This is a genomic window from Brevibacillus agri (assembly GCF_004117055.1).
GTDB lineage: Bacteria > Bacillota > Bacilli > Brevibacillales > Brevibacillaceae > Brevibacillus > Brevibacillus agri.
Genome location: NZ_CP026363.1, coordinates 3,639,963 through 3,658,813 on the forward strand (window position 1 = coordinate 3,639,963; position 18,851 = coordinate 3,658,813).

At 54.0% G+C, this 18,851-nt stretch carries 24 protein-coding genes; 11 read left to right on the plus strand and 13 right to left on the minus strand.

What is annotated here, in order from left to right; all coding sequences use genetic code 11:
- Positions 1-81 precede the first annotated feature (81 nt).
- Positions 82-966, plus strand: coding sequence for a LysR family transcriptional regulator (locus BA6348_RS17885; protein ID WP_122953108.1), 885 nt, complete (start codon positions 82-84; stop codon positions 964-966).
- 5 nt (positions 967-971) lie between these two features.
- On the opposite strand, the gene BA6348_RS17890 is transcribed toward BA6348_RS17885, so the two are convergent.
- Both BA6348_RS17890 and BA6348_RS17895 read right to left on the minus strand, forming a co-directional pair.
- Positions 972-1,640 (minus strand): phosphatase PAP2 family protein, encoded by a 669-nt coding sequence (locus tag BA6348_RS17890; protein ID WP_122953107.1) that lies wholly within the window; start codon positions 1,638-1,640, stop codon positions 972-974.
- Complete coding sequence (locus BA6348_RS17895; protein ID WP_005827098.1) at positions 1,624-2,088, minus strand: YaiI/YqxD family protein; 465 nt, start codon at positions 2,086-2,088, stop codon at positions 1,624-1,626. The genes BA6348_RS17890 and BA6348_RS17895 overlap by 17 nt, the downstream gene beginning before the upstream one ends.
- A 73-nt stretch (positions 2,089-2,161) precedes the next feature.
- Here BA6348_RS17895 and BA6348_RS17900 point away from each other — a divergent pair, with 73 nt between their 5' ends.
- The gene (locus BA6348_RS17900; RefSeq protein ID WP_026557037.1) at positions 2,162-2,488 is read left to right on the plus strand and encodes a hypothetical protein; all 327 of its coding nucleotides are present in this window, start codon (positions 2,162-2,164) and stop codon (positions 2,486-2,488) included.
- A 75-nt stretch (positions 2,489-2,563) separates the two neighbouring features.
- Here BA6348_RS17900 and BA6348_RS17905 read toward each other — a convergent pair whose 3' ends face one another.
- On the minus strand, positions 2,564-3,493 hold the full coding sequence (locus tag BA6348_RS17905; protein WP_005827093.1) for a S8 family peptidase: 930 nt from the start codon (positions 3,491-3,493) through the stop codon (positions 2,564-2,566).
- Positions 3,494-3,684: 191 nt separating this feature from the next.
- Between BA6348_RS17905 and BA6348_RS17910 the strand changes: the two genes are divergently transcribed.
- Complete coding sequence (locus BA6348_RS17910) at positions 3,685-3,924, plus strand: stage VI sporulation protein F (protein ID WP_025848465.1); 240 nt, start codon at positions 3,685-3,687, stop codon at positions 3,922-3,924.
- A gap of 89 nt (positions 3,925-4,013) precedes the next feature.
- Here the strand turns inward: BA6348_RS17910 and BA6348_RS17915 are convergent, their stop codons facing one another.
- From BA6348_RS17915 to rnz, 3 genes are all read right to left on the minus strand, one after another.
- Positions 4,014-4,103 (minus strand): YjcZ family sporulation protein, encoded by a 90-nt coding sequence (locus BA6348_RS17915; protein ID WP_007785194.1) that lies wholly within the window; start codon positions 4,101-4,103, stop codon positions 4,014-4,016.
- Between the two features lie 130 nt (positions 4,104-4,233).
- Complete coding sequence (locus BA6348_RS17920) at positions 4,234-4,890, minus strand: YczE/YyaS/YitT family protein (protein ID WP_025848460.1); 657 nt, start codon at positions 4,888-4,890, stop codon at positions 4,234-4,236.
- Positions 4,891-5,217: 327 nt separating this feature from the next.
- The gene (gene rnz / locus BA6348_RS17925) at positions 5,218-6,177 is read right to left on the minus strand and encodes a ribonuclease Z (protein ID WP_025848458.1); all 960 of its coding nucleotides are present in this window, start codon (positions 6,175-6,177) and stop codon (positions 5,218-5,220) included.
- Positions 6,178-6,307: 130 nt separating this feature from the next.
- On the opposite strand from rnz, the gene BA6348_RS17930 reads away from it, so the two are divergent.
- From BA6348_RS17930 to BA6348_RS17940, 3 genes are read left to right on the plus strand one after another with little or no spacing between them, the layout of a single operon-like run.
- Complete coding sequence (locus BA6348_RS17930; RefSeq protein WP_005827085.1) at positions 6,308-7,300, plus strand: ABC transporter substrate-binding protein; 993 nt, start codon at positions 6,308-6,310, stop codon at positions 7,298-7,300.
- Positions 7,301-7,305: 5 nt separating this feature from the next.
- Complete coding sequence (locus tag BA6348_RS17935) at positions 7,306-8,109, plus strand: ABC transporter ATP-binding protein (RefSeq protein WP_005827083.1); 804 nt, start codon at positions 7,306-7,308, stop codon at positions 8,107-8,109.
- Entirely contained in the window at positions 8,090-8,896 is an 807-nt protein-coding gene (locus BA6348_RS17940) for an ABC transporter permease (RefSeq protein WP_005827080.1), read from the plus strand. Before BA6348_RS17935 ends, BA6348_RS17940 begins: the two co-directional genes overlap by 20 nt.
- 90 nt (positions 8,897-8,986) lie before the next feature.
- Here BA6348_RS17940 and BA6348_RS17945 read toward each other — a convergent pair whose 3' ends face one another.
- The 3 genes from BA6348_RS17945 to BA6348_RS17955 form a co-directional block, all read right to left on the minus strand.
- Positions 8,987-9,376 (minus strand): VOC family protein, encoded by a 390-nt coding sequence (locus BA6348_RS17945; protein ID WP_007785186.1) that lies wholly within the window; start codon positions 9,374-9,376, stop codon positions 8,987-8,989.
- Between the two features lie 170 nt (positions 9,377-9,546).
- Entirely contained in the window at positions 9,547-10,509 is a 963-nt protein-coding gene (locus tag BA6348_RS17950) for a tetratricopeptide repeat protein (protein ID WP_005827076.1), read from the minus strand.
- A 98-nt stretch (positions 10,510-10,607) separates the two neighbouring features.
- Complete coding sequence (locus BA6348_RS17955) at positions 10,608-10,982, minus strand: hypothetical protein (RefSeq protein WP_005827074.1); 375 nt, start codon at positions 10,980-10,982, stop codon at positions 10,608-10,610.
- A 174-nt stretch (positions 10,983-11,156) separates the two neighbouring features.
- Between BA6348_RS17955 and BA6348_RS17960 the strand changes: the two genes are divergently transcribed.
- Both BA6348_RS17960 and BA6348_RS17965 read left to right on the plus strand, forming a co-directional pair.
- Complete coding sequence (locus tag BA6348_RS17960; protein ID WP_007785178.1) at positions 11,157-11,594, plus strand: DUF2621 domain-containing protein; 438 nt, start codon at positions 11,157-11,159, stop codon at positions 11,592-11,594.
- 152 nt (positions 11,595-11,746) lie between these two features.
- Complete coding sequence (locus BA6348_RS17965; protein ID WP_005827069.1) at positions 11,747-11,992, plus strand: hypothetical protein; 246 nt, start codon at positions 11,747-11,749, stop codon at positions 11,990-11,992.
- Positions 11,993-12,082: 90 nt separating this feature from the next.
- Here BA6348_RS17965 and BA6348_RS17970 read toward each other — a convergent pair whose 3' ends face one another.
- Positions 12,083-12,691 carry a DUF502 domain-containing protein gene (locus BA6348_RS17970; protein ID WP_025848451.1) on the minus strand — a complete coding sequence of 203 codons (609 nt, stop codon included), beginning with the start codon at positions 12,689-12,691 and terminating at the stop codon, positions 12,083-12,085.
- Between the two features lie 97 nt (positions 12,692-12,788).
- On the opposite strand from BA6348_RS17970, the gene BA6348_RS17975 reads away from it, so the two are divergent.
- The 3 genes from BA6348_RS17975 to BA6348_RS17985 are packed head-to-tail and all read left to right on the plus strand — an operon-like array spanning position 12,789 to position 14,588.
- The gene (locus BA6348_RS17975; protein WP_005827065.1) at positions 12,789-13,634 is read left to right on the plus strand and encodes a sulfurtransferase; all 846 of its coding nucleotides are present in this window, start codon (positions 12,789-12,791) and stop codon (positions 13,632-13,634) included.
- Complete coding sequence (locus tag BA6348_RS17980; protein ID WP_005827063.1) at positions 13,631-14,422, plus strand: DUF817 domain-containing protein; 792 nt, start codon at positions 13,631-13,633, stop codon at positions 14,420-14,422. The genes BA6348_RS17975 and BA6348_RS17980 overlap by 4 nt, the downstream gene beginning before the upstream one ends.
- On the plus strand, positions 14,409-14,588 hold the full coding sequence (locus BA6348_RS17985; RefSeq protein ID WP_129552215.1) for a hypothetical protein: 180 nt from the start codon (positions 14,409-14,411) through the stop codon (positions 14,586-14,588). The genes BA6348_RS17980 and BA6348_RS17985 overlap by 14 nt, the downstream gene beginning before the upstream one ends.
- 255 nt (positions 14,589-14,843) lie before the next feature.
- On the opposite strand, the gene BA6348_RS17990 is transcribed toward BA6348_RS17985, so the two are convergent.
- From BA6348_RS17990 to BA6348_RS18000, 3 genes are all read right to left on the minus strand, one after another.
- Positions 14,844-16,787, minus strand: a complete 1,944-nt coding sequence (locus BA6348_RS17990; protein WP_122953106.1) for an AraC family transcriptional regulator — start codon at positions 16,785-16,787, stop codon at positions 14,844-14,846.
- 246 nt (positions 16,788-17,033) lie between these two features.
- On the minus strand, positions 17,034-18,035 hold the full coding sequence (locus tag BA6348_RS17995) for an NADP-dependent oxidoreductase (protein ID WP_026557036.1): 1,002 nt from the start codon (positions 18,033-18,035) through the stop codon (positions 17,034-17,036).
- A gap of 95 nt (positions 18,036-18,130) precedes the next feature.
- Complete coding sequence (locus BA6348_RS18000) at positions 18,131-18,454, minus strand: ArsR/SmtB family transcription factor (protein ID WP_005827057.1); 324 nt, start codon at positions 18,452-18,454, stop codon at positions 18,131-18,133.
- Positions 18,455-18,851 lie beyond the last annotated feature (397 nt).

The following is an 18,851-nucleotide window of genomic DNA, read 5'->3' on the forward strand; positions in this document are numbered from 1 at the left end:
TTAAAGAACAGGGTATAATTTGGGAAACGAACGTTTTTGTATATGGTTATCAAATATTTAGATAAGAGGGAAACACACGCTATGGACTTCGAACAACTGCGCGCCTTCTACACGTTGGCACAGACGAAAAACTTCACCAAGGCTGCGGAAATGCTCCATCTCGTTCAGTCTACGGTGACGATGCGAATCAAGCAACTGGAAGAAAAAGTCGGGAAGCCGCTGTTTATCCGCGACAAGCGGAGTGTGGAAATTACCCAGGCTGGCTTGACGCTTTTGCCCTATGCCGAAAGAATCCTCAAGCTGTCTCACGAGGCACTGAGCGAAGTCGCTTCTCTCCAGCCATATGAAGATTACTTGTCCATCGGCAGTCTGAACGCCATCTGGACCTCTACCCTCGAACCGATCTTGAAAGAGTATCATTACCGTTATCCGCAAATTGCCATCAGCACCAAAACCGGGCATTCCTCCGACGTCATCCAGTATTTGCTCGACAACGTCATTCAGATCGGAATCGTATATGTGCCGCCGTCTTTGCCGAACTTTGAGGTCATTCCCACCTGGGACGATGAAATCGTCCTCGTCTGCTGTCCGCACAGCAGCTTCGCCCAGTCGACTCATGTGGACTCGCGCGAGCTTCGCAACCTGCCGCTGCTCTACATGAACTGGGGACCGCCCTTCAACGAATGGATCAGACAGACGCTGCCGCGCAACTACGTGCCCAAGCTGACCGTCGACAAGGCGGAGCTGGCCATTGATTTGATTAAGGAAGGGCTGGGCGTCAGCCTGCTGACCCGCTCCGCCGTCAAGTCGGAGCTGGCTGCCGGAACGCTCAAGGAACTGCCGATTACAGGAAACAAGCCTCCGAAGCGCTCCGCCTACATCGTCCTGCCGAAAGACAAAAAAAATAAACCCAGCGTGGAAAAATGGCTGAGTCTCATGAGTGAATTAGGTTATTCTACCACTTAGCGAATCTAGCGCGATTGCGGTATGGGGTCGACGACGGAATCTCGTCTCCCCAGCCTTCTTTCATAGCCCCAGCGGACGAGAAAATACCAGCACAGCGACAGGCAAAATCCCGTAAGCACGTCGCTCAAATAATGCACACCGAGGTAGACGCGGCTTGCCGCGAGCAACACCACGACGACGAGCGCAATCGGCTGTATGTACGCCGACCAGCTTTTCTCCTGATACCAGCGCGCAATCAAAAGGGCGAGCATGAGGTAAAAGCAAGGAGCGATCATGGCGTGGCCGCTCGGGAACGAAAACGAATCCGGCAGCTCGATCAGATTAAAGCCACTAGGCCGGGGACGGGCAAACATCAGCTTCAACAGTTCATTGGCGACCTCGCTTACCCCCAATGTCAGCAGGACGACGACCGCCTCCAGCTTGTGCCCTTTGAAGAAAAAGGCTGCAACCAGCACGACGCCGAGCGGCGCTAAGGTCGTTGCGTTCCCCAAAAGCGTAAGCATCTGAAAAAAGGTCGTTGCCGCCTCCGAGCGAACGTCTGCGAAAAACGCAAAGGCCGCCTGATCCATCCCCGCTACCTCACCTGCTATGTACTGGCGAAACATCCATGCTCCAAGCACCGCAAAGACGATGCCGCACACAATCAATCCACTTTCCTTAGCCGTCCACTTCATACGTTTCTCCTCTCTCCAACAGCGAGCGCAGCGCAGCCGCAAAGCGCTGGTCATCTTCGCGCGTACGCGCCGCCGGGCCTCGCGTTCTTCCTCCCCCGCGACGATAGCGGGCTTTTTCGTTTCGCTCCTCCAGATGAAAAGCAATTCGCTCCGGCTCAAAAACAAGACCGTGCGGCGTCAGCGGCCGCGCCTTTTTGCCGAGGATGAGCGCAGCCAGTCCAATATCTTGCGTCACGACCACATCACCCGGACGGGTTTCGTTGGCGAGCTTCATATCGACCGCCTGTGGCCCTGCATCTACCGTTACGTGATGTTCAGAGCCGATCTGATGATTGTAGCTGGCAAAAGTCAGGCAAAGCCACCCGAATTCCTTGCACAGCTCCTGTGCGATGACGAGAGCCTGTCGTGGGCAGGCATCGGCATCGATGAGAACGCGTCCTTTTTCCATTCGCCACTTCCTTTCGTGCGCTTTTCTCTCTCCCCGCGCTGCTCCGTTTTTGGTATGATGGAAGTGGAGAGGAGTGAGATCACCTTTGCGCAATTATTTTATTTTCGATGAACGATTAGGTATTCGCCTTCCTGCATTGGATATGCCATGGGAGGAGTATTCACATACGGAACGAGCCGACATTTTGATGGAGTGGGAGGAAATCCGCGCGACCATCCCGGATCAGATCCAACGGGTGGAAGCTGTCATCATCGAAAAAACAAGGCAGATGTCGGAAGAGGAAAATTTCGCCCGTTCTTGTGAGCTGAACAGCGAGATCCATGAATTAGCAAGCGTCATTAATGATCTTAATATATGGTTTCGCGTCCAGCAAGACCATGACACCAAAGTCCATCAATAATTTTCCGATGGAAGGAACACGAAAAAGCTCCGCGGCTACCTCGCTGCCATGGAGCTTTTTTTCGTCCTCTTCGGACTATTTCTTTTTGTTTCGCTTTCGCCCGATTTCGAGCGCCATCAGACCAGAAACGTGCGGGGCAGCCATGGAGGTTCCGTTCAACTTTTTGAACTGGTTTCCGGGCCATGTTGACAAAATTTCCACGCCAGGCGCTTTCATGTTGGCACCTTTGCCGCGCGCGCTAAACGACGCCAGTTTGCCCGACTGATCGATCGCGCTTACCCCCATCACGCCTTTGTACCTGGCCGGATACTCTACTTCTCCCCCGCTATTTCCCGCAGAAGCTACCAGGACGATGCCGTGCTCGTTCGCCTTTTCCACCGCTCGCGCCAGCGCCTCACTGTACTGCGGCATGCCGAAGCTCATGTTGATGACATCCATTTGATTGGCGATCGACCACTGCAAAGCCTGCAAAATCGTCGACAGCGACGATTTGCCTTCGTGGTCAAAAGCACGCACGTCGTACAAGTGGGCTTCGGGAGACACACCGACAATCCCGCGCTGGTTCATCTCCGCGACGATGATCCCGGCCACGTGCGTGCCATGCCCGTTTTGCTTGCCGCGCACAAAATTGACGCCGCCTTTGATCCGTCCCTTCAAATCAAAATGATTGCGGGAGATTCCCGTGTCAATGACAGCGACCTTCACGCCCTCGCCCCTGCCTTTTCGCCACAGTCGCTCTGCTCCGACGTAGCGGACACCCCACGGGATTTCGTCCTCGTTCTCGGTCTGTGCATGCACGCTTACCGTCACGTTCTCCTCTACCATCGCCTCATACCTGCGAAAATGTTCGCAGTGCTGCTCGTATATGTTTTCCTTGATGCACAGGCAAGACCAGTCGTCGTAACAACGCCAAGGAAGTCTCTCCGTTTTGGTCATTACTTTTTTCTGCAAATCGGTCAGGATTTCGTGAAACGGCATCCCCCGCTGAAAGCTGATGATTTTCAACCCGCTAGCCTCCTGTCATGCATGGCGTTGCCACATCCTATGTCACATCCGCCTGTGTCTGCTTAGGCATTCGCACATCGCCCGGCAAAATAGGCGAATAGCCCAGTCGATCTGTCCAAGCGAACAGAAGGCTTCTCCCATATATTTGCAAGGGGCAGGCGTAAATACATTTGGAGAGGAGCGAGTGCTGCATGGCAAAAGCAAAAGGAAAGAAAACGAGCGATCTTCTGAAAAAAATCAACAAAAAGAGCAAGAAGAAATGGAAAATGGACGATATCAAGTCACTGGCGAAAGGGATTACGAAAAAGGACCTGAAAGATGACAAAAAGCTTGCCGACCTGATTAAAAAGGTCAGCAAAGCGGTCGGGGTCAAACTGTCCGACAAGCAAATGGCAAGCGTCAAAAAGCAGGTGCATGAAAAGCTCGGCTGACGCCGCTGACAAAACAAAAACAGCAAAAAGGGAGAGCAGCTACGCTCTCCCTCTTGCTATTGCCAACCTATGCAGCCGGTGTTACCTCGTTAGTCGCAAGAGCAAGCAACGATTGTCAGCAATACGAACAACACCAGAATCAAAGCAAAATCGTCGAATCCTCCGTTGAACAGACTCATTCGCTTTCCCTCCTTTGTCAGCAACTAATCATACTGTATGTGCGAATAGCCAATCTTGATTGGACGCTCGCCCAGTCCGTGCCCATTTCTGGTTACGTGTGTAGTTGCTGTGAGGAAAAACAGCGGCAGATCAACTCGCCCGCCGCTCGATCGGCTCCATCATGCCGTACTGCTTTTTCATGACCGATTGCCAAAACGGAATGGTCCTCTGGATCATCGGCCCCGTCAGCAGGGCGATCAGCACCGTCCCGATGGAAACGGGTCCGCCCAATGCTGCCCCGGCAATCAGGACCGCGACTTCAATAATCAGCCGAACCTTCTGAATGCTCCAGCCCAGCCGCTCGTTCATCGCCAGCATGAAGCTGTCGCGCGGCCCGGCTCCCAGCCGAGGCGACAAGTACATCCCGATCCCGATGTTCATCACCACAAGGCCCAGCAAAAACATCGCCAATCGCGACCAAACGGACGACAGCTCCGGCACGATATCGAGCCACAAAATCAGATCGAGAAAGCTCCCGAAACAGACCATGTTCAAAAACATGCCAAAGGTCGGCTTGATTTTGGCAACCAGATACGATGACAAAATCACGGCCAAGCCGACGATCTGCGACCAGATGCCAATCGTTAAGCCAAACGTTTTTTGCAAGCCGATGTGGAACGTATCCCACGGCGCCACTCCCAGGTTTGCCTTGATCGCGAGCACACAGCCAAATGCCCCGATAAACAGCCCGAGAACAAACATGGCGTAGCGCACGACAATCGACCTGCTGACCCGTCTACCGGACACAGTCTTTCACCTTTCCTCTCCCGTTGCGCTCTCTCTTTTTTCCCGGCGAAAACGCCGCCCTGGCGAACAAAATGCCAGGGCTTGCCGCGACGAGCCGGTTACTCTCTTTCCAGCAATCCGTTCTTTGCAGTCATGCCTCTTAGGCTTTGCAAAAGTTACATGCAGCTTCCTGCCTCGGCAAGCTGCCGTCTCGTCCCGATCCGCTGACGCTTTCCCGGCTGACTGCTTCTGCCTCCCAGGGACAACCGCCTTCCCGTGAGAGGGGCAACGTCATTCGCTGCATGCTCCTCCTCTTTCCTAAGTAATAATTTATTCATTATAGCAGGGTTACTCGGTTTCTCCCACCGTTTTTCGCACTCGCTTTACCGCGATACTGCCCAAATCCTCCGCGAGCTGCGTCTCCGGAAAAATCGCCTGCGCTTCCGCCAGCAGGTCGGCCATGGAAAAATCGCCATCCTCGTCTTCATAGCGCGGGCTGAAGTGCGTCAGACAGAGCGCCTTCACGCCTGCCCGCTTCGCCAGCTCGGCGGCCTCCTTCGCCGTGGAATGCCCGCTGCGCACAGCCAGCTCCTTGTCGCGATCCGCGTAAGTAGCCTCGTGTACCAACAAGTCAGCCCCTGCTGCCAGCTCCTCGACACTTTGGCACGGCTCCGTATCGCCGCTGAAGACGATTTTGCGGCCAGGCTGCGGAGCGCCGACGAAGTCTTTGCCATCCAGCACGCGCCCGTCTGGCAGCATGACCTGCTCGCCCCGCTTCAACGCGCCGAACAGCGGTCCGGACGGCACCCCCGCTGCTTTCGCCCGCTCGACCAGAAACGCCCCCGGCTTGTCTTTTTCCAGGACGCTGTACGCGAACGAAGGCACCCGGTGCTTCGCCTTGCGACATGTGACGATCACGTCCTCGTCTTCGTACACGATGCCTTCGCTGACGATACACAGATCCAGCGGGTATTGCAAATGCACCGGGCTTATGTCCATGATCGCGCGAAAATAGCGGTCCAGCCCCGGCGGCCCGTACAGCGCAAGCGGAGGCGCCTCCCCGTTACGCAGCGATCTGGAAGCGAGCAAGCCGATCAGTCCGTACAGGTGATCGCCGTGCAAATGCGTAATGAAAATTTTGTCTAACTGGCTGATTTTCATCGGAGAGCGCAGCAGTTGATGCTGTGTCCCTTCCCCGCAGTCAAACAGCCACCATTTTCCTGCTTGTAAAAAGCGAAGCCCGATTCCGCTCACATTGCGGCGGGTAGTGGGCGCACCTGATCCAGTCCCTAAAAATGTCACGATCACGACTATTGCACCTCTCCTTTGGCGGAGCTTCCCACAAGCGTGCCTGTCACGGTCTGTAAGCATTCACCCTTTTTTGTCTGGGCGCATAACTTACAACAAACAACAGCCTAGCAAGGAGGGACTCCCGATAATGAAACGATTTTTTGCGCTGGGGCTGGCTGCCTGTCTGGCTCTGTTCGCCGCTTTGACCGGCTGCTCCAGCACTTCTGAAAAAATAAGAATTGGCGAAGTAACCCGCTCCCTTTTTTACGCTCCCCAATACGTTGCGCTGGAAAAGGGATTTTTTAAGGAAGAAGGCCTGGACGTGGAGCTGTCCACGATTCCCGGCGGCGACAAGGTGATGTCTGCGCTCCTGTCCGGCGGGATCGAGGTCGCTCTGGTCGGTTCGGAAACGAGCATCTACGTCTCGCAGCAAGGGGCGGCAGACGTCGTCGTCAACTTCGCCCAGTTGACCCAGACAGACGGTACTTTCCTCGTCGCGCGCAACAAAACGGACTCGTTTTCGTTTGAACAGCTCAAAGGCAGCGTCTTCCTCGGTCAACGCAAGGGCGGCATGCCGCAAATGGTCGGAGAGTACGTGCTGGGAAAGCACAATATCAATCCACAAAGCGATCTGGAGCTGATCCAGAATATCGAGTTCAAAAACATTGCCTCTTCCTTTGCTTCCGGAACCGGCGAGTTTGTACAGTTGTTCGAGCCGGAAGCGTCCCGCTTCGAACAGGAAGGGATCGGCCACGTCGTCGCCTCATTCGGCAAGGAGAGCGGCACCGTCCCTTACACCGTCTACATGACGAAGCAAAGCTATATCGACAGCAATCCTTCGGCTATCCAAAAGTTTACCAATGCGGTCTACAAAGGGCAACAGTGGGTTGCCAGCCACAGCGCCAAGGAAACGGCTGAAGTCATCGGAAAATACTTCGAGCAGATCGACCCGCAAATTTTGGAGAACGCCGTACAGCGCTATTTGGAGCAAGGTTCCTACGCCGCCGATCCAGTGTTGGACGAACAGGAATGGAACCAGCTTCAAGAAATTATGGATGCGGCAGGTGAGTTGAAGCAACGGGCGGATTACACCAAGCTGGTCAACACCACCTTCGCCAAACAATCCAAGGAAGGGAATTAATCGTCATGAACCAGATTCCTTCTACGCCGGCCAAGATTGAACTTTCCCACGTGACCCATCTCTATTTATCTACGACCAGGGCGTTCATGGCGGTGCAGGACATCAACCTGCGCGTGGAGGAAGGCGAGTTCATCTGTATGGTTGGCCCTAGTGGTTGTGGCAAAACGACACTGCTCTCCCTCGTTGCCGGACTGGAGACGCCGACTGCCGGAAACGTGCTGATCGATGGAAAACCCGTTCGCGGAACGTCCCGGCAGGTCGGCTACATGCTCCAGCAAGACTATTTGTTCAACTGGCGCTCGATTGAAGACAACGTTTTTCTCGGACTGGACATCCAGGGAATCCGCACCAGGGAGACGGAACAATACGCCTTGCATCTGCTCGATGAAATGGAGCTTGCCGACGTGCGCAAAGCTTCCCCGCAGCAGTTGTCCGGCGGCATGAGACAGCGGGTCGCCCTCGTCCGCACCCTTGCCTGTCAACCGGATGTGCTGCTTCTCGATGAACCGTTTTCCGCTCTGGACTATCAGACGAAGCTGAAGCTGGAAGACCTGATTTTTTCCACCTTGCGCAAGCATAAAAAAACCGCCATCCTGGTGACGCACGACCTGTCCGAATCAATTGCCATGGGCGACCGCATCTACATTTTTTCGCGCAACCCGGGCCGGGTCAGCAGCGAGCTGGCCGTCCCTGCCGCGATTCGCGACTCTCTGCCATTCGACGCCCGCAACCAGGATGGCTTCCAAGACTTGTTCCATCGCGTCTGGAAGGAGATGGAGGTGGTATCCGATGCAGCGAAAGGACATTGAAGCCATCCACCGCAACTACTTGAAGCAGGAGGCGACGGGCCGCTACTGGGTGTTTTCCACGCAATGCCTGCTGTTTCTCGCCTTTCTCGGCTTGTGGGAGCTGCTTGCGCGCACGAACACAATCAATGCGCTCATTTTCAGCTACCCTTCCAAAATCTGGGCACAGTTTTGGTCCCAGCTACTGGACGGCAGCCTGCTTCCCCACGTAGGCATGACGGTATGGGAAACGGTCATCGGCTTTCTTTTGGGCACGCTGCTCGGGGCGGTCATCGCGACCGTCATCTGGTGGTCCCCGTTTCTGTCGCGCGTGCTGGAGCCGTATCTCGTGATCGCCAACAGCATGCCGAAAGTCGCGCTCGGCCCGGTCTTCATCGTCGGCTTCGGGCCGGGGCTGATGTCTGTCATCGCCATGGGCTGCGCGATCTCGATCATCATCACCACGATCAACGTCTACTCCGGCTTTCGCGAGGTCAACCAAAACTACGTCAAGGTCGTCCAGACGCTCGGCGGCAACAAACGGCAAATTTTCCGCCTCGTCATTCTCCCTGCGACGATTCCGACCTTGCTTGCCACGTTGAAAGTCAATGTCGGCCTTTCCTGGGTGGGCGTCATCGTCGGCGAGTTTCTCGTTTCCCAGCAAGGGTTGGGCTATCTGATTATTTACGGATTCCAAGTGTTTAATTTTACCATGGTCATGATGAGCCTCGCCATCATCGCGGTCGTCGCCACGCTGATGTACCAGGGCGTCGCCTTTCTCGAGCGGCGGCTCACCAGCCAGTTTAAATAGATGGAGGTACGAAACAGCGCGATCATCATCCGGGGATGGTCGCGCTGTTTCGCTGGTTGTGTGTCTTGCCGGGGCGCTTTCGCCACTCTCTTACTCCGGCGCTACGATCTCCACCTTGATCCGATCCGGGTCTTCGCAAAACAGCGCGTAATGCTCCCGGCCGCCCGCGTGTGGATAGCGGTCCTCGTAGAGCAGCGGCACGCCTCGCCGCCACAGCTCCTCGCGAATCGCCTCCACCTGCTCCCGGCTGCGCGCGTGAAAAGCCAGATGGTTCAATCCGACGCGACAGCGGTGATACGGCACATCGAGAAACCGTTCCTCTGCCTGCACGAACACCAGATACGTGTTGCCGTGCTTCCAACTGATCCCGCTCGCCCATTGCTGGTAGCGCTCATAGCCGAGCTGTTCCTCCAAGAGCCACCCCCAAAACTCCGCGGATCGCTTCAAATCCGCTACATACAACTCCAGATGGTGCAGCATGCTTCGTCCTCCTTTTTGCTCGCGGTCTTTTGGCGCGGGCGGCCCCGTTCGCTCGCGGCTTTTGCGCCAAGCGCGCGTGGCTGTCCCCTGCCGTTCGCCGCACAGGCTGTTGCAACCGCATAGAAAAACGCCCGACAGCCAGATGTCGGGCGCTATGTACGCGTTTTCGGCTACTTCCAAAACTTCCACCAGCTCTTTTTCGCCGCCTGATCGCCAGGCTGGCTGTTGGCTGCCACTTTTTGCTGCGCTGCCGCTTCCACTTCCAACGCTCCGGGAACCCGGGCGAGGAAATGGTCGACCATCGGCTTGTAGTTGTCCGGCAGATGCTCCTGCATCGTGCGCAGAATCGCAATCGCCTTTTCCTTCTGGTCGGTCGCCAACAAGGCGTTGGCATAGTTGAAGCCGGCATACGGATACGGAAACTCCGGCGTCCAAAACTTCTCACAGATTTGGATCAGTTGATACACATAGCCTGCCTGTCCCAGCTCGCCCGTTACCGTCATGACCACTTCGAAGCGGTCTTTGGCTCCTTCGATAGCCACCGTGTACCATTTCATCGCGTTCAGCAGATCGTTTTCGGTCAGAGCGAGGCGGGCCAGATGCAACTGCGGCCTCCAGGCGCCTTCCTTGACACAGAGCGCTTCCAGGCGAGAGCGCAACTCCTCGCGCTTGCCGCTCTGCAAAAAGCTCTCGACGTACATGTTCAGGCCGTTTTCCTGGTTCGGGTCTTTTTGCAGGCCCGTATTCAAGATTTCGAACGCTTTGTCTTCTTCTCCCTCATACGCGTAAATCTTCGCCAGATTGGTGCAGGCCGTCCCCGACGAAGGGAAGCGCTCCAGGCAATCGGTCAGGATCGTTTTCGCCCGCTCAAATTCTCTCGCCTGCATGTGAACAACCGCGCGGAAAATGAGCGCAGACTCAATTGGCCCGTACAGCTCAAGCAGCCTGTCCGCCGCAACAGCCGCCTGCTCATGAAATTGCTCCTTCACCAACTCCATCGCAAAGTCACGAAGCTTTTCTTTTTGGTCCCAATACATATCCAGATTGTGCGGAATCACTTTTTTCTGGTAGTCCTCCCGGGACATCTCGATGGTTTGACCAAATTCATTGGTAAACGTCACAAATTCAGACATGAAACAGCCTCGCTTTCATTTCCTTCACAATAGTATCAAGGGACAAGCCCCGTCCTGCAAAGAAGAACGATTTTCCCCAAAAGGAAAACCGCAGATCGTTATATCCAGGCTTTCAGATTTACTTTACGGATAAAATCCTCCATTGATTCCTTCGCTGGTTCGTCATTTGCCTCTTCTGCATCCGACATGCCCATCAGTTGCCTGAAGAGGGCTTCGTTGCGCGTCGCCAGAGCGTAATCAAGCAAAGCTTCCTGCGAGACACGCTGCGCTTCCTCCTCCAGCAGTTTTTCTTCCAGGGCGATGTCTTCTTCTACCACTGGAATATGCTTATCTATCTTGGGTATGCGAATGACCCATGCAAACGCACTGTCCGGGTTGCGGTCGCGTGCGATCAAATACCCGTATTCGCCTATCGGCAAGCCTTGCTCGAAGGAGTCGGCAACAATGACGACGCGTTGTCCAAGCTTGAACATGAGCGTCCACTCCCAATAAAGATTAATTCTAATCATACTAAATTGTATGTGTACTTGGGAAGAGAAAACCAGCAGGATGGGCAAAAGCACAAAAAGTTTGTTGCTCGACTGAAAATAAGGTACACTTTACCTATATGCGCATTTTTATGGATTACGGTTACGAGGTGTACGCACATGAGTGAAATGTCGACAGGGTTTTCCCTGTTTATTGTCGGGTGGACGTTTGTGCTTGTCGGGTTGATGGGGATCGGTGGCTACTTCATGTTTCGCAAATTCCTCAAGTCCATGCCGAAACAGGACGGGAAGTCCGATCTCGACTGGCAGGACTACTACATCGAGCAGACGCGCTCGCTGTGGACAGAAGAAGGCCTGACGCTGCTCAACGAGCTGGTTGAGCCTGTTCCGCAGCTATTCCGCGATGTGGCAAGACGCTCGATCGCAGCCAAAATCGGGCAGATCGCCCTGGAAGAGAAAGCGACCTCGATTACGACAGAGCTGATCGTCAAAGGATACATCGTCGCTACTCCCAAGCGCGACCACAAATGGCTCATCGCCCACTTGCAATCCAAGCAAATCGACTACACCCCTTACGAGAAATATTTGAACGCGTAAAGGCAGCAGGCACTGCCCCGCCTGCCCGAAAGCCGGCTTGCTCCGTCTGAAACTTCCTCTCTGCCCATCCGTAAGAATACTTATACGGATCACTGGCCTGCGCAAAAAGCTTTTTCAACGCGAAACGGGCTGGGCAAAAGGAGACGATGCAGATGTCAGTCATACTGACCATTTTGGGGATCGGGTTCGTGCTGTTTGTTGTCGCGGTCATCATTGTCGTGGCTCTGTTGAAAAAAGGCGCGCGGTTTTTTTGGAAAATGGGCGGGCGCGGCTACCGCAAATACAGCAGCAGCGATTATCGCCATCGCGGCCCGCTGTGGAAGCTCGGTCACAAAACGTATGGCCATCGCTACTATCGTCGCAAGCATTCCAGCCACAGCGGTTTTTTCAGCAGTTAATGGACGCGAAAAAAGAGCAGGGCAGCTACTGGTCGCAAAGCCGGAAGCTGCCCTTTGTATGTTCCATAGAAAAAAAGACGAAAAGCTGCCTCATGCCTGGCAGCTTTGTTCGTTTTCGGCCTTGGGGGTCGCCTTTTTGCCGGATACCCCGCCCGAGACGAGAAACGCCATCACCTCGGCGCTGTCCATGTCGAGCGGCTGCACCTGCTCGCTCGGAAAGAGCAGCAAATTGCCCGCAAAGTTGTACGACTGCGGGAGATAAACGGCGACGTGATCGGCAAGCCCGTATGTATCCATGCTTTCTTTTGTGATGAAGCCGATGACTTTGGCTCCCGAATCCTTCGACAGCGTCACCAGAACCGGCTTGTCGAAGCTTTTTTTGTCGCCGACGAACGCCCCGATCAAGTCCTTGATCGCGGTATAAATCAGCTTGATGAACGGCACTTTTTCAAAAATGCTGTCCACGACGGCCAACAGGCCGCGCGTCAGCACGTTGGAGGCCAAAAAGCCGACAATCGTAATCCCCACAATTGTAATCAGCACTCCGACGCCGGGAAAATGGAGATGGAACCGGTTGCTGGCCAGATTGTAAAACCAACTGTCCACCGTCGTAAAAATGGTGTATAAAATGTAAATCGTCACAGCCAGTGGAATCACGTACAGCAAGCCTTCCAAAAAGTATCGGATCACACGCTTCATCCCGTTGCTCCTCTCTTCCGCCACTTTTTAGAAATATTGTACCCCATCGGATAGTCATCTGCTATGATGAAGAAAAAATCAGAAAGCAGGGTGAACCATGCAAGCACTTGTCACACCACAATGGCTCCGCGATCATTTGCACGACGAGCGGATCGTCATCGCCGATTGCCGCTTTGCGCTGTCCGCTTCCGAACAAGGCGCGCAAGAATACGAAGTCGATCATATTCCAGGGGCGCTCTACTTTCATCTGAATCGCGACCTGTCCGGTCCAAAGGGCGAGCATGGCGGACGCCATCCCCTCCCGGATATCAACGCTATCGCTGCCCTTTTTTCGCGCGCAGGAATTGATGAGCAGACGACCGTGATCGCCTACGATGACCAGGAAATGTCGATGGCTGGACGTCTCTGGTGGCTTTTGCGCTACCTCGGTCACGACCGCGTCGCCGTGCTCGATGGCGGATACGCCGCCTGGAAAAAGGCTGGCTACGAGGTGACCGCTGACGTGCCGACACCGCAGGCGCGTACGTTTGTCCCGCGCCCGCGCCCGGAGATGCTGGTCGGCATCGAAGACGTGCAAAAGCGCACGCCTGAAACCGTGCTGCTCGATTCGCGGGCAGGCGAGCGCTATCGCGGCGAACAGGAGCCGCTCGATCCGAAGGCCGGACACATCCCTGGCGCCCGCCATTTCTTTTACAAGGACAACCTGGCAGCGGACATGACCATGCTTCCGCCCGAGCAGCTCAAGGCTCGCATCGCCGACTTTGCAGACCGGGAAATCATCGTCTATTGCGGCTCGGGAGTCACAGCCTGCACCAACCTGCTCGCCTTGCACCAGGCAGGACGGGCTGACGCCAAGCTGTACGCAGGAAGCTGGAGCGACTGGAGCTCCTACGATTTGCCTGTCGCCAAAGGCCCTACTCCTGCCGAAGGAATCGAAGAATGATCCGCTTCATTCGCCTCCTGCTGCACTTCGGGTATCAGGAGGCCATGTCTTGCCTGTTTCCCGTCTTCATCTTCGCTTCGCTCGCGGTATCCAAATTCGTCGCGATCCCTGGCCTGCCCAGATACGACTTGCTTTTGCTGCTCTGTTTGGCTTTTCAGGTGTTCATGGTGAAAAGCGGGCTGGAGTCGCGGGACGAGTTGAAGGTAATCACGGTCTTTCACCTGATCGGACTGTGTCTGGAAATATACAAGGTGCACATGGGCTCCTGGAGCTATCCCGAGGCCGGGTACAGCAAGGTGTTTGGCGTTCCGCTCTACAGCGGCTTCATGTACGCGAGTGTCGCGAGCTATTTGTGCCAGGCGTGGCGTCGCCTGGACGTTAGCCTGACCAACTGGCCGAAGCCGATCTGGGTGACCTCGCTCGGTGCGGCGATCTACCTCAATTTTTTCACCCATCACTTCATCTGGGACCTGCGCTGGGTGTTAATGGTGCTCATGTTCATCGTGTTCTGGCGATCGAAAGTGTACTTTCGCGTCACCCACGAGCGCTTTTCCATGCCGATCCCGCTCGGCTACTTCCTGATCGGCTTTTTCATCTGGATCGCGGAAAATATCGCCACCTTTTTCGGCGCCTGGGCGTACCCGAACCAGCGCTCCGGCTGGGAGCTGGTGCATCTTAGCAAAATCAGCTCGTGGTTTTTGCTCGTCATCGTCAGCTTCATCATCGTGGCGGAGTTGAAGCATGTAAAAGCGCGACGGACAGGCGGCAAGTCGGTTGAGACAAAGTGAGCAGGCGGGCAATAGCAAAAAAGGCAACGGTAGGTTCGTTGCCTTTTTGCGCTGGGAATCTCTCTACTTTTTCGCTTCCGCGACCAGCCAATCCGCCAGAAGCTCTGCCTGCGACAGCACGGCGATCGGGTCCTGGAACCACGAGCTTTCCTCGCCCCAGATGTAGACCCGCCGTTTTGGACCGCCTGCAATTTGCCCCAGATCGGGTCTGCCTGGTAGTCCGCCAGCTTTTTCGAGTCGCTCGTCAACACGAGGTAATCGCCATCGTACTCGCCCAGCGTTTCCAGCGAGATCGGCTTGTGGGCTGCCAGAAACAACTGGCTATCATTATAAGTGATAATTATTCTAAATGACAGACGGCAATAAAAAATCCCAAACCGCCGCCCGCTTGCTGCGAACGATGGTTTGGGGTGTGAGTGACTTATTGTTTCAATACGTTTTCCAGCACGTTCTCGATCATCTGGCGGTTGGCGATCACGCCTGTGTACAACCAGCTTGATTCTGTCGTAAAGTCGTAGACATGTCCGTTTTTCACCGCAGGGATATTCGCCCAGACCGGCTCCTTCAGAAACTCGTCCTTGGACACGCCTTTGCTGTTTACGACAAACAGGTAGTCGGCGTCAAGCTGTGCCAGCTTTTCCAGAGACACGGAGTTCCAGTTGGCATCGCCCGACTTGGAAATTTCCTGGACGACAGCAGGCACTTTGAACCCAAGGTCTTTGTACAGCACGTCCCCGCTGGACAAGTCCTGACGCGCCATGTAGACGGCTTTCGCCGTTACCCACAGTGCCGCCGCCGATTTTTCGCCAATGCCCTGCTTCAGCTTTTCTTTGCTTTCGGCCACGTACGTATCGTAATCGGCCAGTACCTTTTTCGCTTCCTCGCTCTTGTTCAGGACCTCGCCCACGATCAGAAGCTCTTTGCGCCAGTCGCTGTTCTTTTCTTTGCCAATCGTGTACGTCGGCGAAATTTTGGCGTACTGGCTATATTTGTCTCCCGCTACCAGTTCTGCATTGTCCATGATAATCAAGTCGGGATTGTAGCTCATCACGACTTCAGGCGGCAGGTCATACGGAATCGCCGGGATTCCTGCCAAATCTTTTTGCAGATACCCCTGCACGTCGCCTTTGCCTACCGACCACTGGGCGACCGGCTTCACGCCCAGCGCCACCAGATGGTCTTCCAGATAAGAAGCGATGATCCGCTGCGGATGCGCAGGTACGGTCACTTTGTTGCCCAACCCGTCTGTCAATTCGCGTTGGGCCGCTCCGGCTTGCTCCTGTACGCTCCCCTCGGCTTGCGGTGTCGGACTTGCCGTGCCGGAGCACGCGCTCACGAGCAGTGCGAGACTGACCATGAAGAGAGTTGCCATGTGGCGCGTTGATTTTTTGTTCATGCGAACGATCCCCCCAAAGCTTCGTTGATAACGATTATCGTTAACACTATAGCTTTCCCCCTTCTCGTCCACAATAGATAATCCGGGCTTTCCATATAGACGATCCGGAACTGGAGGCGCGGCCAGGGCATGCTTGGAAAAGGCGCTCGGCGTCATGCCTGTATGCTTTTTGAACAGCCGACTGAAGTAGAGCACATCCTGGTATCCGACAGCAGCCGCTACTTCCTGCAGCTTCGCGTCCGTCCGGGCCAAAAGCTCCTTCGCTTTTTCCATCCTCAGTGAGATGACGTAATCAATCGGGCTGTGGCCTGTCTCTTCCTTGACCAGTCGGGTCAAGTAGCGGGCGCTGTAGCAAAACTGCTCAGCGAGGCTCTCCAAAGAAATCCGCGTTGTGTAATGCGCTTCCAGGAAGCGGACGACCTGCTTGGCGAGCGGCTGTTGTTCTTGGTGAAACCCGTGCTGAATGAGCTGCTGCATGACCTCGTGGACAAACTGCAAAAACGTGCCTTTTGCCCGAAGCCGCTCCTGTGCGTCCCATTCGCGGGCCATCGTTGCGGCCAGATGGTACAGTCCGGTTGGCTCATGCGGCACAAGCGCATAAGGCAACTGAAACGGCTCTTTGCCGCCATCGTTTAGCAACGCATGGTCGGCAAGGCGCGGCAGCAACGTTTTTGCTTTGTACAAGATCAGGTAAAACGCGAATAGCTCGTCGTCTGTCAGCTTCACGTCGAGCACCATGCCTTTGCCGCCGTGAAGCAGCAAGAAGCGGTCTGCCGCATATTCGCGCCCATCCAGTCGAACCGTGGCCTGTCCCTTGCAAGCGTAAAAATAGCTGGAGGCCGGAAGCCGGTAGCTGTTCCACGACTCTTGCGCCTGCAACACAAAATGCCGAACGTCGATCACCTGAACAGCCGCGTGCGTCCAATGTGCCAACAAGTCATGGATTTTCTTTTTTTCCTCTTCCTTCATCCGAGCACACCTGCCTGTTTTTGCGCAAGAAGCGTTGATTTGTTTGATTTTTATGAGAATGATTATCACAAAAACACATCGGTATTATAAGGGAATTTGGGGGCCAGATCAACCTGCGGAAAATTCCAGTTCGGGGTCTGGCCCGTGCAAGTTCGCGAGCATTCCAAAAACGTCGGCAGCATGGCAGGGAAGCGTTCCTGTTTCAATTCATGCGGAGCGGTTGCCTTTTCTTCCTTGCATTACTGTTTACTTTACTTTTACGATTACCTTTCCTTTGGCCCTTCCGCTTTCCAGGTAGTCGAATGCTTGCGCGGTATCTTTCAACTGGTACACCTTGTCAATTACAGGCTTAATCTGGCCTGCTTCGATCATTTCCGTCAGGATCTTCCATTGCGCGCCGCTCGCTTTCATAAAAAGGAAGTGATATTTCGTTTGGGTCTTCCGCTCAAGCGCTGTGATTTTACGGCTCACGATGGACAACATGGCCGTTTTCATCCAACCCAAATTGGCTTCTTTTCCGAATCTTGCGTTTGGCATGCCCGAGACGGAGACGATTTGTCCGCCTGGCTTGAGGATGCGGAACGATTTTTCCAGGACGTCTCCCCCTAGCGTATCAAAGACAGCGTCATACCCGGTAAGCATTTCCTCAAAGTTCTCTTTTTTATAATTAATGATGAGATCGGCCCCCAACGATTTGACCAGTTCATACCCTTTGTCGCTTGCTGTTGTCGCCACGAAAGCGCCCATCCTTTTGGCCAGTTGGATGGCGAAGGTGCCTACGCCGCCCGAACCTGCGTGAATCAAGATTTTTTGGCCTTTTTGAAGATGCAAAATATCGGAAAACGCCTGGTAAGTCGTAAGTCCAACCAGCGGTATGGACGCCGCTTCTTCAAAGGTCAAATTTTGCGGTTTCAGCCAAATATCATCCTCATGCACAGCAATAAATTCGGCCAATGTGCCGATCCGGCTTTTGCGGGGCCTGCCGTAAACTTCATCTCCGGGTTTAAACGCCTTCACCCGTTCGCCAACCTTGACGACAACTCCGGAGAAATCGTTGCCCAAGATCAGCGGAAACTTGTAACTCAACAGGAATTTCACTTTTCCTTCTTTAATTTTAAAGTCGATCGGATTTAAGCTGGCAGCATGAATTTCCACCAGCACATCATGTTCTCCGATACTGGGCATTGGCTGTTCTGTCAATACTAATGGAGCATTTTTTCCATAATTCTCAATGACGATGGCCTTCATGTACGATCACTCCTGTTTATGATTATTGGTTTAAACAAACGAACCAATTGTGCAAAACAATTTCGCTACCACATTTCTCTTGCATCTCTAGGTAGTCACTGCGACCCATTGCACTCGGCTTCCACGGCGGTAATTAATGCTTTGAGTTGTTCAAGCGGTTTGCGGACAGTCAATACGTAATAATTTTCTACGCCTTTTTTTTCGGATGTGATAAAGCCGGACTGCTTCAACACCTTCAAATGATGGGAGACAGCCGGTCTGGACAAATCTATATGGCTCGCGATCGCATTGACGTTCAGTCCCGATTTGTTCTGTGCCAGCAGCATAATAATCGCTTGCCGATTTTCATCGGTCAGCACTTCCAGCAGAGGAATGCAGTCTTTAAATTGTTGCAGCACATGCTCGGTTCGCTGGCTCATGCGGTTCATCCTTTCGTTCGTTCATTGGTTCTTTGGTTTAATCGTTTAAACGTAATTATAACCACTTGTTTTGTAAATGCAAGTGGGAGGTGGAGGTTTTTGCAGATGCAAGCCCGTTGTTTTACTTTCTTACTTTGAATCTTTGTCTCTACCAGCAGCAGCTTCCATTTGCCACTGAATAAGTTTTTATTTACTGCTAAAAATGTGCCCCTTGCTGAGCTCCCTCTTTCATTCATTTTTTCGGTTGCCCGCTTTTCTATGTATCCTCCTGCCACTCGCTAGTTATAGGGAAACGGTTCCCGCTACAATGTTGTTAGAATGAACGTCTGTTTGCCCATAGCCATTCATGCGGAGTAGAATATACACTCGACTTCTTCTAATGAAACTTGCAATTGTT